Genomic DNA, 14,658 nt, shown 5'->3' with positions numbered 1-14,658 from the left:
GGCTGACGGGGCCCGTCCGCGGTCAGCCGAGCCGCAGGTGGTGCAGGAGGAGGAGTCCGGCCGCCATGTTGGCGGCCGGGACCTCGCCGCGCGCGATCATGTCCGGCACGAGTTTGAGCGGCACCCACTCGCGCCGCGAGGACTCGAAATCGTCCTCCGGATGACCGGTGTACGTCGCGCCGTCCGCCCAGTAGAGGTGGTGGCGGGCATCGGTCAGCCCGTTGGCGGGCTCCACGGTCATCAGATGGTGCAGGGGGCCGGGCCGCCAGCCCGACTCCTCCTCCATCTCCCGGGCCGCGGCGCTCTCGATGTCCTCCCCGTCCTCCACCACGCCCGCGGGCAGTTCCCAGCCCCAGCTGTCCGTGATGAAGCGGTGGCGCCACAGCAGCAGCACCTCGTTCGCCTCGTTCACGGCGGTGGCGACGGCGACCGGCCGCAGCCGGATCACGAAGTGGTCCAGGTGCCGGCCGTCGGGGAGTTCCACATCCGCGAGGTTCACGTCGAACCACCGGTTCTTGTACACGGTCTGCTCACTCAGGTTCGTCCACTGCACGGTTCTGCCACCTTCCGCATCCGTTGGTGGCAACATGGCAGCAGCTGAGGCGGTCACAGCGGAACGCGCAGCGCCCCGTCGATGAGCTGAGCGGTCTCCTGGGCACCCGAACACCCGCTGGTCAGCAGCTGTTCGCGGACCGCCCGCAGCCGGTCGCGCAGCCGCAGCGACTCCATCCCCGTGGCCCGCTCGGCCATTTCGGCGGCCGCCGCCACCGCGCGGTCCGCCTCGCCCTGGCGCAACTGGATCTCGCACAGCATCGCCAGCCGGTGGACCCGGCCCCGGTCGTGCGCGGGCGTGCCGACGGCCGCCGTCGCCTGCTCGTGAGCGGCGTCGAGGTCGCCGAGGCTGAGCAGCGCCTCCGCCACCTGTACGTTGACGAGCCCGGGCTGCACGTACCCCGTCTCGTCGGGCTCCGTACCGGGCCGGATCCGCTCGGCCGCCGCCTCGGCGTGCCGAATGCAGGCCAAGGCGGCTGCGGGATCGCCGAGTTGGGCGTAGGCCTTGGCCTGCATGGCGTACAGGTCGGCGGCCAGGGCCGGGGTGGTGTGCCGGCCCGCGGCGCGCAGCGCGGCCTCCGCGAAGGCGACGGCCTGCCGGTACTCCCGCAGGTGCAGGCTCTGGTTGACGATCAGCGCGATCACGTACGCGCCGAGGCCGCGGTCGCCGCTCGCCTTCGCCAGCCGCAGGGCCTGGTGGAAGTAGCGCTGGGCGAGCCCGTGGGCGTCGGAGTCGTACGCGCAGATCCCGGCCACCGCCACGAGGGAACCGGTGGCCCGGTGCAGCTTGCGGCCGAGGCTGTCGGAGTAACTCCCGCGCAGCATGGGCGCGGTCTCGCTGCCGAGGAAGCGGACGATCCGGGCCCGGGTGGCCACACCCCCGGCCCGGCGGTACATGACCTCGTAGTGGGCGCGGGCGGCCCGCAGGATCTCGATGTGCTCGGGTCCGATCCGGTTCGGCCCGTCGCGCGAGACGTCGGCGTCCTCGGGCGGGTTCTCCCACTCCCAGACGGGTATCACGGCGGGCGTGCCGGTGACCGCCTCGGCGGTGAGCAGCTGGTAGCGGCCCTGGTCGTCGGAGCGCCACAGGGCGGCGGCGCGGTCGACGAAGCCGCTGAGCGGGGAGGCGTGCGGGGCCAGGGGCTGGCCGGGCACGCCGAATCCGACGTCGTCCAGCGACACCGGGCGCCCCAGCCGGCCGCCGAGCACCTCGCAGATCAGGTCGGGCACCTGGCCGCGGGGCCGCTGGCCCTTCAACCACCGGGTGACCGCGGTGTGTTCGTAGCGCAGGGCGAGTCCCCGGGACCGGCCCGCCTGGTTCACGTGCGCGGCGAGTCCGGCGTGGGACATGCCCGCCTCGGCGAGGAGGGCGTCGAGCAGGGCATTGGGCTGCATGGGCCCCTCCAAGGGCTCGTCCCCTTCAGGCTAGTGGTTCCGGCGTTCACACGAGGTGTACTGCGTCCGATTCACACAGGGTGTGAAGTGAGTACGCGCATAAATGCGATACGCACTCTGCCGCAACGGCCGCTCGGGGCGCTTCACTTAAGGGCCTCGCCAAGAGGCCGCTCGGGTCGTCGGCTCCCCCTCGTACAGTGCGACGACCCGGCAAGGCGCCGCCCGTTCTGCTGTCTGCCCGACACTCCATGGCAGGCGGGCGGCGCGCCGCGGTTCCGCCGGCGCCCGGTTGGTCGCCGGGCTCCGGCCGGAACCGGGCCGCAAGCGCACCGGGCCTTCCCACCGAGACCCGGTGCGCCGCCCGGCACCCGTCGTCTCCCCACCGGCGCTGAAGGCACGGGCTCGGCGCAATCCAGCCCCGCCTGCGCTGAAGGCACGGGCTCGGGGGCAAATCCAGCCCCGCCGGCGTTTGAGGCGCGGGGTCTGGGGCGGAGCCCCAGGACACCCGGCGCAGCCGGGGCACGCTCGCGCAGCGGCGCCCGCAGGCACACACCAGCCCCGCCTTCGCTGAAGGCACGGCGCCCCGGGGCACAAACCAGCCCCGCCAGCGTTTGAGGCGCGGGGTCTGGGGCGGAGCCCCAGGGCACCCGGCGCAGCCGGGGCACGCCCCCGCAGCGGCGCCGGGAAGGGGTGAGGGGCGCAGCCCGGCTTCGGGTGCGCCCCTCGGAAAGGCAGCGGCAGCGGCCGCGGCAGCGGCTACGCGCCCCGCAGCACCGCCCCCGTACGCTCAGCGGCCAGCGCCACCGCCGCGTCGCGGGCCGCCGTGGACTCCTCGGCCGTCAGCGTGCGGTCGGTCGCGCGGAAGCGCAGCGCGTACGCCAGGGACTTCTTGCCCTCCCCGACCTGCTCACCGGTGAACACGTCGAACAGCCGCAGCGATTCGAGGAGTTCGCCCGCGCCCTTGCGCAGGGCCGCCTCCACCGACGCAGCCGGCACCGACGCGTCGACGATCAGCGCGACGTCCTGGGTCGCCACCGGGAAGGTGGAGATCCGGGGCGCCTCCACGGGCCGGCCGCCGGCCGCCGCGAGGCGGTCGAGGTCGAGCTCCATGGCGCTGGTGCGGGCCGGCAGGCCCATCGCCTTGACCACCCGCGGGTGCAGCTCGCCGGCGTGGCCGATGACCTGCTCCACCCCGTCGAGGGTGACGACCAGCTCGGCGCAGCGGCCAGGGTGCCAGGGACCGTACTGGCCCTGGCGGACCACCAGTTCGGCCCCGGCCTCGACGGCCAGCACCCGCGCGGCCTGGACGGCGTCCGCCCAGTCCGCCGGGCGGCCCTTGCCCCACCAGCCGGCCTGCTCGCGCGCACCGGCCAGCGCGACCGCGGCGTACCGCGGCTGCGCCGGCAGGGCGGCGTTCAGCGTGGCGATCTCCTCGTCCGTGGGACGCCGGTCGACCGGCAGCCGCACGGCGACGCCCGGCTGCTCGCCGACCCGGAAGACCGAACCGGTCTCGAAGAGGGCCAGGTCGTGGCTGCCGCGGCTCTCGTTGCGGCGCAGCGCACCCAGCAGACCCGGCAGCAGCGTGGTGCGCAGCGCCGGCTCCTCGTCGGAGATGGGGTTGACCAGCTTGACAACCTGGCGCGCCGCGTCGTGCGCGGGCAGCTGGAGCTGGTCGAAGACGCCCTCACCGAGGAACGGGTAGCTGAGCGCCTCGACGTAGCCCGCGCCGGCCAGCGCCCGGCCGACCCGGCGGTGCAGCTGCTGCCGGGCGGTCAGGCCGCGGCCGGAGGGGACCTGCGGGAGGGTCGACGGCAGGTTGCCGTAGCCCTCCAGCCGGATAACCTCCTCGGCGAGGTCGTTCGGCTCGGCGAGGTCGGGCCGCCACGAGGGGACGGTGACGACGAGCTCGTCCTGCCCGTAGACGTCGCAGCCGACCTCCTGGAGGCGGCGGACGACGGTCTCGCGGCCGTAGTCCATGCCCGCGACCCGGTCCGGGTGGTCCGCGCGCATCGCGATGGTGCGCGGGGCGCCCGGCGCGGTGAGCTCGGTGACGCCGGCCTCGGCGGTGCCGCCCGCGAGCAGCACCAGCAGGTCGACGGTCCGCTGCGCGGCCGCCGCGGCGGCCTGCGGGTCCACGCCCCGCTCGAAGCGCTTGGACGCCTCGGAGGACAGCTTGAGGCGGCGGGCGGTGCGCGAGATCGACACCGAGTCGAAGTGCGCGGCCTCGATGACCACGTCCGTGGTACCCGTGACCTGGCCGGTCTCGGGGTCGGTCACGGAGTCGGCGATCTCGGTGTTGGCACCGCCCATGACACCGGCGAGACCGATCGGCCCGCTGTTGTCGGTGATCACCAGGTCCTCGGCGTCGAGCGTGCGCTTGACCCCGTCGAGGGTGGTGAACTTCTCGCCCTGCTCGGCCCGGCGGACGCCGATGGCGCCGTCGAGGCGCGAGCGGTCGTACGCGTGCAGCGGCTGGCCGAGCTCCAGCATCACGTAGTTGGTGATGTCGACGGCGAGCGAGATCGGGCGCATGCCGGCCTTCTGCAGGCGGCGGGTGAGCCAGATCGGGGAGCGCGCCTCGGGGTCGAGACCGGTGACGGTGCGGGCGGTGAAGCGGTCGCAGCCCGCCGGGTCGTCGATCTTGACGAGGTAGCCGTACGAGTTGGGGGCGGGCACGTCCAGCAGGGCCGGGTCGCGCAGCGGCAGGCCGTACGCGGTCGCCACCTCGCGGGCCACGCCGCGCATGGACATGCAGTAGCCGCGGTCCGGGGTGATGTCGATGTCGAGGACCTCGTCGACGAGCTGGAGCAGCTCGATCGCGTCGGTGCCGACCTCGTGCTCCGGCGGCAGCACGATGATGCCGTGCGTGCCGTCGTCGCCCATGCCGAGCTCCTCGCCGGAGCAGATCATGCCGTGCGAGGTCCTGCCGTACGTCTTGCGCGAGGCGATCGCGAAGTCGCCAGGCAGGACCGCGCCGGGCAGGACCACGACGACCTTGTCGCCCACGGAGAAGTTCCGGGCGCCGCAGACGATCTCCTGCGGCTCGCCGGTGCCGTTGGCCCGGCCGACGTCGACCGTGCAGAAGCGGATCGGCTTGCGGAAGCCCTCCAGCTCCTCGATGGTCAGCACCTGACCGACGACGAGCGGGCCCTTGAGCCCGGCGCCGAGCTGCTCGACGGTCTCGACCTCAAGGCCCGCGTCGACGAGCTTGGCCGCGACGTCGCGACCGGTTTCACCCGCGGGGAGGTCGACGTACTCCCGCAGCCAGGAAAGCGGGACGCGCATCAGATCTCACTCCCGAACGGCCGGGTGAAACGAACGTCTCCCTCGACCATGTCTCGCATGTCTTCAACGTTGTGACGGAACATCAGCATCCGCTCGATGCCGAACCCGAAGGCGAACCCGCTGTACTTCTCCGGGTCGACGCCGCAGGCGATGAGCACCTTGGGGTTGACCATGCCGCAGCCGCCCAGCTCGATCCAGCCCTCGCTGGAGCAGGTACGGCAGGGGCGGTCGGGGTTGCCCACCGACTCGCCGCGGCACACGTAGCACTGCATGTCCATCTCGGCGGACGGCTCGGTGAACGGGAAGAAGTGCGGACGCAGGCGCGTGGTCGTGCCCTCGCCGAACAGCTCCTGGACCATGTGGTCCATGGTGCCCTTGAGGTCGGCCATGGTCAGGCCCTCGTCGACGGCGAGCAGTTCGACCTGGTGGAACACCGGGGTGTGGGTCGCGTCGAGCTCGTCGGTGCGGTACACGCGGCCGGGGCACACGATGTACACGGGCGGCTTGCGCTCCAGCAGGGAGCGCGCCTGCACCGGGGAGGTGTGGGTGCGCAGCACGACGCCGGACTCGTCGCCCTCGGTGCCGGCCGGCCCCTGGACGAAGAAGGTGTCCTGCATCTGGCGCGCCGGGTGGTCGGGCGTGAAGTTGAGGGCGTCGAAGTTGAACCACTCCGCCTCCACCTCGGGGCCCTCGGCGACCTCGTAGCCCATGCCGACGAAGATGTCCGCGATGCGGTCCATCAGCGTGGTCAGCGGGTGGCGGGCGCCGGACGGGACGCGGTCGTAGGGCAGCGTGACGTCCACCGCCTCCTCGACCAGCACCCGCTCGTCGCGCTCACGCTCAAGCTCGACGGTGCGGGCCCCGAAGGCCTTGTTCACCGCCCCACGGGCCTGGCCCACGCGCTTGCCGGCCTCGGCCTTGGCGTGCGGCGGCAGGGCGCCGATCTCGCGGTTGGCGAGCGCCAGGGGCGAGCGGTCACCCATGTGCGCGCTCTTCGCCTCGCGCAGCGCGTCGAGGTCGCCGGCGGACGCGAAGGCGGCGAGCGCCTCGTCCCGCATGCGCTCGATCTCTTCCGGTTTCAGTGCCTCGACCTCGACAGGGTCGTACGACTTGTTCGGTGCCGACATCTCTTCCCGTACTTCCGATGGCTGGCTGGTGGGTCCCCGTACGGCGCGATCAGACCGTCGACACAGAGACACAAAGGTGCCAAAGGACGAGTCTAAAGGTCGCCGGGGGTGAAGGAGCCCGTGGGCCGCTTGGCGAGACGCTCCGCAGGGTTACTGCGTGAGGTACGCCGGCGCGCCGACGGGCAGGATAAATCGGAACTCGGCGCCGCCGCCGGGGCCGCGGCCGACCGTGATGGCGCCGCCGTGGGCCTCCACGATGCCCTTGACGATGTACAGGCCCAGGCCGGTGCCGCCGCGCTTGCTGCCCCGCCAGAAGCGGGTGAAGACGCGGCCCATCGACTCCTCGGGGATCCCGGGGCCCTCGTCGGTCACGGTGACGGCGGTTCCCTCCTCGGTCTTGCCCGCTGCGTTCGTCAGGCTGGTCGGCGACACGTCGATGGTGACCGTTCCCTCGCCGTGCCGCACCGCATTTTCGAGGAGGTTGCCGAGGATCTGGTCGATCTTGTCCGGGTCGGCCCACAGATCGGGGAGCGAACGGCTCACCCGTACGAGGAACCGGTCGGGGGCCTGGCCGTTCGCGGTGAGCGCCTGGACGTGGCGGCCGACGGCGGTGGCGATGTCCACGGGCTGGCGGCGCACTTCGAGGCGGCCGGAGTCGATGCGGGAGATGTCGAGGAGTTCGGCGATCAGCCGGGTGACCCGGTTCGCGTCCGCGTCGACGGTCTCCAGCATCAGGCGCTTCTGGTCGTCGGTGAACCGCTCCCACTTGGCCAGCAGGGTCGCCGTGAACCCCTTGACCGAGGTGAGCGGGGAGCGCAGCTCGTGCGCGACGGTGGCGATCAGCTCCGCGTGGCTGCGCTCGGTGCGCCGGCGGGCCTCGGTGCCCCGCAGGGTGACCACGAGGCGGCGCAGCGGGCCGGTGGGGTGGGTGCGCACGTACCGGGCGGAGACCAGCACCTCGCGGCCGCCGGGCAGGAGCAGGTTCCGCTCGGGCTGCCCGCGGCGGGTGGCCAGGCCCCCGTACGGGTCCGTCAGCGTCCACCAGCGGCGGCCGTCGAGGTCCTCCAGGGGCAGCGCCCGCTCGATCCGGGCGCCCAGCGCCTCGGCCGGGGCCAGGGCGGTGATCCGGGCGGCGGCGGAGTTGAAGCAGATCACCCGGCCGGTGTGGTCGGCGACGACGAGCCCGTCGGGCAGGTCGTCGGGGTCGATCCCGAGGCCGGCGAAGTCCGCGGGCCCGGCGCCCTGTCCGGCGCGGCCCGCGGTCTGCGGGGGCACGGCCGCCAGGGTGGGTGTCCCGGCCGCCTTCGCGGCCCCTGGCGAGCTGTTCGTCCCGACGGTCATGTCCCCGTACCCCACATTTCCGAGTAGCGCAGTGGGCCCCCGCGCCGCCACATTACTAGCTGGGGGTCACGGAGCGGCACCCTCCGGGCGCCCGCTGTGCACGCGCGGACGCGTACAGGCACACCGCGGCGGCCGTGGCGAGGTTCAGGCTCTCGGCCTTGCCGTGGATCGGGACCCGTACGACGGCGTCGGCGAGCGCCCGGGTCTCCTCGGGCAGGCCCCAGGCCTCGTTGCCGAACACCCAGGCCGAGGGGCCTCCCATGGTGCCCGCGTCCAGCTCGGCGTCGAGGTCGTCCGTCCCGGCCCCGTCCGCGGCGAGGATCCGTACGCCGGCGGCCCGCAGGCCCGCGACGGCCTGCTCCACGGGGACGCCCACGGCGACGGGCAGGTGGAAGAGGGAGCCCACCGAGGCCCGGACGGACTTGGGGTTGTACAGGTCCACGGAGGCGTCGGTGAGGACGACCGCGTCGGCGCCCGCGGCGTCCGCGCAGCGCAGCACGGTGCCGGCGTTCCCCGGGTCGCGGACGTGGGCGAGGACGGCGACGAGCTTGGGCTCGGCCTTCAGGATGTCCTCGAAGGGCGAGTCGAGGAAGTGGCAGACGCCGACCAGCCCCTGCGGGGTGACGGTCTGGGAGACCTCGGCGAGCACCTCGTCGGAGGCGTAGTGCACGCGGGCCCCGGCGGCCAGCGCGGCGTCGATGATCCCGCTGTACCGCTCCGCCGCCTCGACCGTCGCGAAGAGCTCGATCAGGGTCGCGCCCGCCGCTCCGCGGTGCTCGACGGCCTCGCGCACGGCCTGGGGGCCCTCGGCGATGAACCGGCGCTCCTTGGTGCGGAAGTTGCGCCGCGCGAGCCGCCTGGCGGCGGCCACCCTCGGGGACCGGGGTGAGATCAGCTCGGCGGGGGCGGGGGTACCCATGGCGGTCGGCTCGCTTCCGTACGTACTGCGGGTGGAGACAGGTGGGACGTCAACGCACCGGACCCGCAGGCACGGGGCCTGCGGGTCCGGGCTGAAGCCAGTGGAGGCTTGCTGCGCGAAGCGTGACGCTTAGGCGGCGGCGGGGGCCTTCGGGGCGTTCACGTCGGCCGGGAGGGCCTTCTGCGCGACCTCGACGAGGGCGGCGAACGCGTTGGCGTCGTTGACGGCCAGCTCCGCGAGGATCTTGCGGTCCACCTCGATGTTGGCGGCCTTCAGACCCTGGATGAGGCGGTTGTACGTCATGCCGTTCTGGCGGGCAGCGGCGTTGATGCGCTGGATCCACAGCTGACGGAAGTCGCCCTTGCGCTTCTTGCGGTCGTTGAAGTTGTAGACCAGCGAGTGGGTGACCTGCTCCTTGGCCTTGCGGTACAGGCGCGAACGCTGACCGCGGTAGCCGGAGGCCGCCTCGAGGATCGCCCGGCGCTTCTTGTGGGCGTTTACTGCCCGCTTGACGCGTGCCACTTTTTAACTCCTTGTAGCGGGGCCGCGGGTGTGTTCACACGGCCCGAAATTCGATGGGGTCCCGGTCATGGCGTCCCGCTCCGGAAGGGAGCGGAGACGTCAGATGCCGAGAAGCTTCTTGATCTTCGCGGCGTCGCCCGGGGCCATCTCGGCGTTGCCGGTGAGGCGACGCGTCAGCTTGGACGACTTGTGCTCGAGCAGGTGGCGCTTGCCGGCGCGCTCGCGGAGCACCTTGCCGGAGCCGGTGACCTTGAAGCGCTTCTTGGTACCGCTGTGCGTCTTGTTCTTCGGCATGGCGCCGTTATCTCCTCGTCGGTGGCGCTCCCCACCGGTCCGGGTGGACCGGCTTGCGGGAGCGTCATGTTGTGTCGGTGATCCGGGACAGGCTGGCTCGGATCAGGCCTCGGATCAGGCCTCGGCGGGTGCCTCGGGAGAGGCGGCCTCGGTGTCCTCGGCAGAGGCGACCTCGGTGCCCTCCTCGACGGCGGCTTCCTTCGCGGGAGCCTCGTCGGCGGCGACACCCTGGCGCTCGGCCTTGCGGGCGGCCTGCGCCTCGCGGGCTTCGGCCATCGCCTCGGTCTTCTTCTTGTGCGGACCGAGGACCATGATCATGTTTCGGCCGTCCTGCTTCGGGTTCGACTCGATGAACCCGAGGTCCTCGACGTCCGAAGCCAGACGCTGCAGCAGTCGGTAGCCGAGTTCCGGCCGGGACTGCTCGCGACCACGGAACATGATCGTGATCTTGACCTTGTCGCCCTGCTTGAGGAACCGAACGACGTGACCCTTCTTGGTGTCGTAGTCGTGCGGGTCGATCTTCGGCCGGAGCTTCATTTCCTTGATGACCGTGTGCGCCTGGTTCTTGCGCGCCTCACGGGCCTTCATGGCCGACTCGTACTTGAACTTGCCGTAGTCCATGAGCTTGCAGACCGGCGGGCGTGCAGACGCCGCGACCTCGACCAGGTCCAGGTCGTACTCCTGCGCGAGCTCAAGCGCCTTCGCAAGCGGGACGATGCCCACCTGTTCGCCGCTGGGACCGACGAGTCGCACCTCAGGGACACGAATCCGATCGTTGATGCGGGGCTCGGTGCTGATGGATCCTCCTCGGTAGCACCACACGACTGTCTGGCAGACAGCCGCTGACGTCATTTGTCGTCAGACCAACCGCGGCGGAACACGAAAAATGCCCCGCCGGGCACAGGCGGGGGCTCCAAAACAACCGGAGCACCGCCGCGTGCGAACCGCGGGGCGCAGACTCGGGCAGCTTTCCATCGTCCGTACGGAACGATGGATGCCGCCTGACCGGTGACCCGCCGCCCCGGAGGACGGTCAGGTGGGAGAGCGGAGCCTCCACTTGTGGGCCGGTGACATGCGTCTCCGGCCGGTCGTCAGCCCAATATAGCATTCCGCACCGGGTCCGCTCATCCGGTGCCCGGTCGGGGACCAGCGCCGACCGGCTTATCGTGTGAGGCATGACTGACGCGACCCCCACCCCCGCCACCGACGCCGGCAGCACGCCGGACGCCCCCGACTACGACGCCATGACCCGCGACATCGCGGACGTGCCCGCCGTCGAGGTGATCACCACGGTGGCCGTGCACCTGCTGAGCGCCGCGGCGGTCAACCTGGGCCTGGACAAGCCGGACTCCGAGCACAAGGACCTCGACGAGGCCCGCAAGCTGATCACCGCTCTCGCGGGCCTGGTCACGGCGAGCGCCACCGAGATCAGCTCCTTCCACGCGGCCCCGCTGCGCGACGGCCTGAAGTCGCTGCAGCTGGCCTTCCGCGAGGCCTCCCTGGTGCCGGACGAGCCCGGGCAGGGGCCGGGCGAGAAGTTCACGGGACCCGTCTTCGGCTGAGCCGTCGCCGTCCGCGGACGGCAGCGCGCCCCGGGCGGGCCCGCAACAGGGAGGGGCCGGGGCGATCGCCCCGGCCCCTCTGCGTGTACGCCGCCTCGGCGGAGTTCAGCGGGCTCAGTCGGCTCAGCGGGAGAAGAGCGGCTCGCCGGGCGGGGCCGGGGCCGCCGCCGGGAGCAGCGCCAGGTCCAGCCCGCGCACCAGCCGGGCCCGCAGGGTCTCGTCGGCCGCCAGCGCCTGCGCGACCCGCCGGGCCGCCTCGGGGGCCTGCCCCGGCGTGGCCGGCACGATCGCCAGGGTGCCGTCGGCGTCCGCCCCGCCGGGACCCAGGTGGGCGCGGAGTACGGTCGGCTCCGCGGACACGACGGCCCGTACCGCCTCCCGTACGGCGGGGTCGGCGAGCGGGTCGGCGTCGGTACGGCCCTCGGCCAGTGCGAGCAGGGCGGAGCCGGTGAGCTGGTAGGTGACCGGCCCGGCCAGGTCCAGTACGACGGTGTCGGCCTTCTCGTGCGCGGCGGCGGCCAGCGCCTGGTGCAGGGGGACGGCCACGGGCCGGGCGGCGGGGTCCCAGAGGGCCAGCGAGGCGATGGAGGTGAAGGCGGGCAGTGCCCGCCGCTCCCCCGCCCGCAGGGTCGGGACGGCCATGTCGCTGGTCTTCTCCCGCTTCAGCCCGGTCTCCGGGTCGGTCTCGACCTCGCCGAGGACGGCGACGACCGGGACCAGCAGGCGGGCGTCCTTGAGCGCGGCCAGTACCTCCGGTTCCTTCGCTCTGTCCTGCGACCAGGCGGCCAGGGCCGCGCTCAGCCGGGGGTCGGCGGAGCCGTCGTCGTCGGAGAAACCGGGGTCGGGAATGCTTTTGTTCGCCACAGTTACCCGACTGTATCCCGCTCCCGGCGTACGCTCCGCGGCCGCCGGGCCAGTACGGCGGCCAGGACCAGCAGGGCCGCGCCCGCCAACGCGGCCGCGGTGGCGGCGAGGCGGTGGCCGGGCCCCGGCGCGGCCACCGGCTCGGGGCCGGGGCCGAAGTAGGGCGACCCCGCCGCGACCGGGGCGGGGACGGGCGGCTCGGGGTGCAGCTGCCCGGCCGTCCGGAGGGCGGCGACGGGGTCCACCAGGCCGTGGCCGCGGGAGTCGTCCCGGCCGCCGGCCGGGGCGTCCGAGGCGGTGTCCTCCAGCAGCTTCTTGACCTGGGCCGGGGACAGGTCCGGGTGGGCGGCCCTCACGAGGGCCGCCGCGCCGGAGACGAAGGCCGCCGCGGCGCTGGTGCCCCAGCCCTCGTAGTAGGAGCGGTCGGGGTCGGCGATGACCACGTCGACGCCGGGGGCGCTGACGGTGGCGTACCAGTTGCGGGTCGAGAAGGCCGCCTTCCGGCCCGCCCGGTCCACGGCGGTGACGGCGATGACCCCGGGGTACGCCGCCGGGTAGGAGGCGTGGTCGCCCTGGCGGCCGCCGTTGCCCGCCGAGGCGACGACCACCACGCCCTTGGCGAGGGCGTACTGGACCGCCTCGTCCTCGGCGGCCTCGTGGTGGGCGGAGTCGCTGTCGTCGCCGAGGGAGAGGTTGATCACGTCCGCACCGTGGTCGGCCGCCCAGCGGATGCCGTCGGCGAGGGCGCCGCCCTTGGTCTCGCGGGCCTTGGCCCGGCCGGGGTCGCCCTCCTCCAGGATCACGCGGACCGGGAGGATCCTGGCCTGCGGTGCGATGCCGAGGACGCCTTGGCCGCGGCCGGGGCCGTGGCCGTGCCCGGCGATGATCCCGGCCATGGCGGTGCCGTGCCGGGCCCAGGAGCGTTCGCCGCGGCCGGCGCCCATGCCGATCAGGTCGGCGCCTTCGAGTACCTGTCCGGCGAGGTCGGGGTGGGTGGAGTCGACCCCGGTGTCGAGGACGGCGACGGTGACCCCGTCGCCCTGGGTGGTGCCCCAGGCCTCCTGCGCGCGCAGGGCCGTCAGTCCCCACTGGCGGTCGCGGATGGTGTCGGCGGAGGCGGGGGGCGCGGTGGTGCCGACGAAGAGGGCGGCCAGGGCCGTGAGGGCGGTGAGGGTGGAGGCGCGGGTGGTAGGGGCCGTGGTCACCGGGCGGGCTCCGGGGCGGCGAGGGCCTGGACGGTGCGTTCCATGGCCGTGGCGACGGCCTTGGCCTCGTGGCCGAGGCCCGCCTGGGCGACGGCTCCGGTGGCGTCCTTGCGCATGGCCTCCTCGGCGGGGCGGGGGGCGTCCACGGGGCGGCCGTCGGTGAAGGCCGAGACGGTGTACAGGACGATCGGGCCCTCGGGCAGCACGGACGCCGTCCAGGCGGCGCGCCGGCCGTCCGCGAAGCCGAAGCCCGGGGGCGCGGTGAAGTGGCCGCTGAGGGCGGCCATGTCGGCGGCGTCGGCGGGGGTGAACACCATCCCGACGGTGACGAGGGAGCTGCGTGTGGCGTCGGTGTAGGTGGCGCGCAGGACGCGGGTGCAGCCGGTGGGGACGAGGGCCGCCTGCCAGGCCGGGGCCAGTGCCGGGCCGCACTCGGCGTCGGGGGCCAGGGCGACGCGGGTCCAGGTCCGGTCTGCGCCGCCGGGGCCGGCATCGGGGCCGGCGAGGACGGGCGGGAAGAGGGTGTCGACGGGGGTGGCCCGCCAGAGGGAGCCGGCGCGGCGGTAGACGGCCTCGGCGGTCGGGGGGCGGTGCGCGGCGCGGTGGTCGGCCCAGGCGGTGAGGGCGGCGCCGCAGAGGAGGACGAGGCCGAGGAGGGCGCAGACGGGGGCGGCGGTGGGGCGGCGGTGCCGCGGGGGGTGGTGCTCGGGTTCGGGCTCCGGGCCGGGCCCGGTCAGGACCGCATGCGGTGTCGACGTGGTCATCCGGCGGCTCCGCCCCCCGTTCCGTACGGCTGCCTCCGGCCACTCTACGCGCCCTCGGGCCCCCGGGCCGGAACCCGAACGGGCCCGCCACCGCCCGTGCCCCGGGCGGGGCGGCGGTGGCCGTCCCGGCCGAACCGCATCCGTGCGAGCCGGCCGGCTCTGCGGCGGCGGGCTGCCCGGGCGGATGACCAGACGGCCCGCCTCCCGCCGACGGGCGGTCCCGGCGGACCGGCTCCGCGGCGGTGACGCGCCCAGGCGGAGTTGATCTGCCCCGGCGGGGCTCCGCGGTAGGTGAGTGTCCCGGGACGGGACCGGTCCGTGGTGGGGCGGTGCCACTCCGGAAGTTCGTCTCGGCTCGCGGATCCTGGCGGGATCGCGAACGGACCCGGCGGTGACCGCTCATCCTCGACTCACCACCGCAGTGTCCCCACCCCACCCGCACATCTCGCGGCCCGGCCCCAGCCCCACAATTCCGAGGGCCCCAGTCATGAGGCACGGGCCGGCCCCCACAGCGGGCCACGGACGGTCGTCGGACGCCAAGCCTCGACTGACTGTGTAGCGATCTGTCGCGTATATGAGCGGCCCCGGACGGGCCGCGGACGCTATGTCGGGAGCGGCTGCGTAGCGATCTGAGGCGCTGGTGGCCGCGGAAAAGGGGCCTATCGGCCCCGGATGGGGAACTGGCAGCCGGAGACGGCCCGGGCATCGCTGACGGGCCCGCATGTCCATCTGTCCCCCCGGCCATTCCTCGGGGGCTTCCCGGCAGTCTGTTGTCTTTCCGGGGCGGGCCGGGCAGTCAAGGGTGGCCGAAGGCCATCGCGAAGCGAC

13 protein-coding genes are annotated in these 14,658 nt (G+C 73.6%); 1 reads left to right on the top strand and 12 read right to left on the bottom strand.

Going from position 1 to position 14,658, the window contains the following annotated elements; translation table 11 throughout:
• Positions 1-22 precede the first annotated feature (22 nt).
• From ABZ128_RS13780 to infC, 9 genes are all read right to left on the bottom strand, one after another.
• On the bottom strand, positions 23-553 hold the full coding sequence (locus ABZ128_RS13780) for an NUDIX hydrolase (protein WP_356848272.1): 531 nt from the start codon (positions 551-553) through the stop codon (positions 23-25).
• 53 nt (positions 554-606) lie between these two features.
• Positions 607-1,947 carry a transcriptional regulator gene (locus ABZ128_RS13775; protein WP_356848271.1) on the bottom strand — a complete coding sequence of 447 codons (1,341 nt, stop codon included), beginning with the start codon at positions 1,945-1,947 and terminating at the stop codon, positions 607-609.
• A 756-nt stretch (positions 1,948-2,703) separates the two neighbouring features.
• A complete protein-coding gene (gene pheT, locus ABZ128_RS13770) occupies positions 2,704-5,232 on the bottom strand; it encodes a phenylalanine--tRNA ligase subunit beta (RefSeq protein ID WP_356848270.1) in 2,529 nt (842 codons plus the stop codon).
• On the bottom strand, positions 5,232-6,359 hold the full coding sequence (pheS, locus tag ABZ128_RS13765; protein WP_356848268.1) for a phenylalanine--tRNA ligase subunit alpha: 1,128 nt from the start codon (positions 6,357-6,359) through the stop codon (positions 5,232-5,234). Before pheS ends, pheT begins: the two co-directional genes overlap by 1 nt.
• A 150-nt stretch (positions 6,360-6,509) precedes the next feature.
• A complete protein-coding gene (locus ABZ128_RS13760; protein ID WP_356848267.1) occupies positions 6,510-7,700 on the bottom strand; it encodes an ATP-binding protein in 1,191 nt (396 codons plus the stop codon).
• 55 nt (positions 7,701-7,755) lie between these two features.
• Complete coding sequence (locus ABZ128_RS13755; protein WP_356848265.1) at positions 7,756-8,619, bottom strand: RNA methyltransferase; 864 nt, start codon at positions 8,617-8,619, stop codon at positions 7,756-7,758.
• A 129-nt stretch (positions 8,620-8,748) separates the two neighbouring features.
• The gene (rplT, locus tag ABZ128_RS13750; protein ID WP_008741875.1) at positions 8,749-9,141 is read right to left on the bottom strand and encodes a 50S ribosomal protein L20; all 393 of its coding nucleotides are present in this window, start codon (positions 9,139-9,141) and stop codon (positions 8,749-8,751) included.
• Between the two features lie 99 nt (positions 9,142-9,240).
• The gene (gene rpmI / locus ABZ128_RS13745; protein WP_114056849.1) at positions 9,241-9,435 is read right to left on the bottom strand and encodes a 50S ribosomal protein L35; all 195 of its coding nucleotides are present in this window, start codon (positions 9,433-9,435) and stop codon (positions 9,241-9,243) included.
• Positions 9,436-9,549: 114 nt separating this feature from the next.
• The gene (gene infC, locus ABZ128_RS13740; RefSeq protein ID WP_356848434.1) at positions 9,550-10,257 is read right to left on the bottom strand and encodes a translation initiation factor IF-3; all 708 of its coding nucleotides are present in this window, start codon (positions 10,255-10,257) and stop codon (positions 9,550-9,552) included.
• Between the two features lie 353 nt (positions 10,258-10,610).
• Here infC and ABZ128_RS13735 point away from each other — a divergent pair, with 353 nt between their 5' ends.
• Positions 10,611-10,997 carry a DUF1844 domain-containing protein gene (locus ABZ128_RS13735; protein ID WP_356848263.1) on the top strand — a complete coding sequence of 129 codons (387 nt, stop codon included), beginning with the start codon at positions 10,611-10,613 and terminating at the stop codon, positions 10,995-10,997.
• A gap of 123 nt (positions 10,998-11,120) precedes the next feature.
• On the opposite strand, the gene ABZ128_RS13730 is transcribed toward ABZ128_RS13735, so the two are convergent.
• The 3 genes from ABZ128_RS13730 to ABZ128_RS13720 are packed head-to-tail and all read right to left on the bottom strand — an operon-like array spanning position 11,121 to position 13,830.
• Positions 11,121-11,861 (bottom strand): SseB family protein, encoded by a 741-nt coding sequence (locus ABZ128_RS13730; RefSeq protein ID WP_356848262.1) that lies wholly within the window; start codon positions 11,859-11,861, stop codon positions 11,121-11,123.
• 2 nt (positions 11,862-11,863) lie between these two features.
• Positions 11,864-13,015 carry a type VII secretion-associated serine protease mycosin gene (mycP, locus tag ABZ128_RS13725; protein WP_356848433.1) on the bottom strand — a complete coding sequence of 384 codons (1,152 nt, stop codon included), beginning with the start codon at positions 13,013-13,015 and terminating at the stop codon, positions 11,864-11,866.
• A gap of 47 nt (positions 13,016-13,062) precedes the next feature.
• Complete coding sequence (locus ABZ128_RS13720; protein WP_356848260.1) at positions 13,063-13,830, bottom strand: hypothetical protein; 768 nt, start codon at positions 13,828-13,830, stop codon at positions 13,063-13,065.
• Between the last annotated feature and the right edge of the window lie 828 nt (positions 13,831-14,658).

It is taken from the genome of Streptomyces sp. NPDC006326 (assembly GCF_040612915.1).
GTDB lineage: Bacteria > Actinomycetota > Actinomycetes > Streptomycetales > Streptomycetaceae > Streptomyces.
Note: the sequence above shows the minus strand (reverse complement) of the source record. Positions and strands in the feature narration are given on the sequence as shown.

What these genes read in the sequence shown, in the direction of transcription:
- ABZ128_RS13760 (WP_356848267.1), bottom strand. Translation starts at nt 7,700, where the DNA reads ATGACCGTCGGGACGAACAGCTCGCCAGGGGCCGCGAAGGCGGCCGGG.
- pheT (WP_356848270.1), bottom strand. Translation starts at nt 5,232, where the DNA reads ATGCGCGTCCCGCTTTCCTGGCTGCGGGAGTACGTCGACCTCCCCGCG.
- ABZ128_RS13755 (WP_356848265.1), bottom strand. Translation starts at nt 8,619, where the DNA reads ATGGGTACCCCCGCCCCCGCCGAGCTGATCTCACCCCGGTCCCCGAGG.
- rpmI (WP_114056849.1), bottom strand. Translation starts at nt 9,435, where the DNA reads ATGCCGAAGAACAAGACGCACAGCGGTACCAAGAAGCGCTTCAAGGTC.
- ABZ128_RS13720 (WP_356848260.1), bottom strand. Translation starts at nt 13,830, where the DNA reads ATGACCACGTCGACACCGCATGCGGTCCTGACCGGGCCCGGCCCGGAG.
- ABZ128_RS13735 (WP_356848263.1), top strand. Translation starts at nt 10,611, where the DNA reads ATGACTGACGCGACCCCCACCCCCGCCACCGACGCCGGCAGCACGCCG.
- ABZ128_RS13775 (WP_356848271.1), bottom strand. Translation starts at nt 1,947, where the DNA reads ATGCAGCCCAATGCCCTGCTCGACGCCCTCCTCGCCGAGGCGGGCATG.
- pheS (WP_356848268.1), bottom strand. Translation starts at nt 6,359, where the DNA reads ATGTCGGCACCGAACAAGTCGTACGACCCTGTCGAGGTCGAGGCACTG.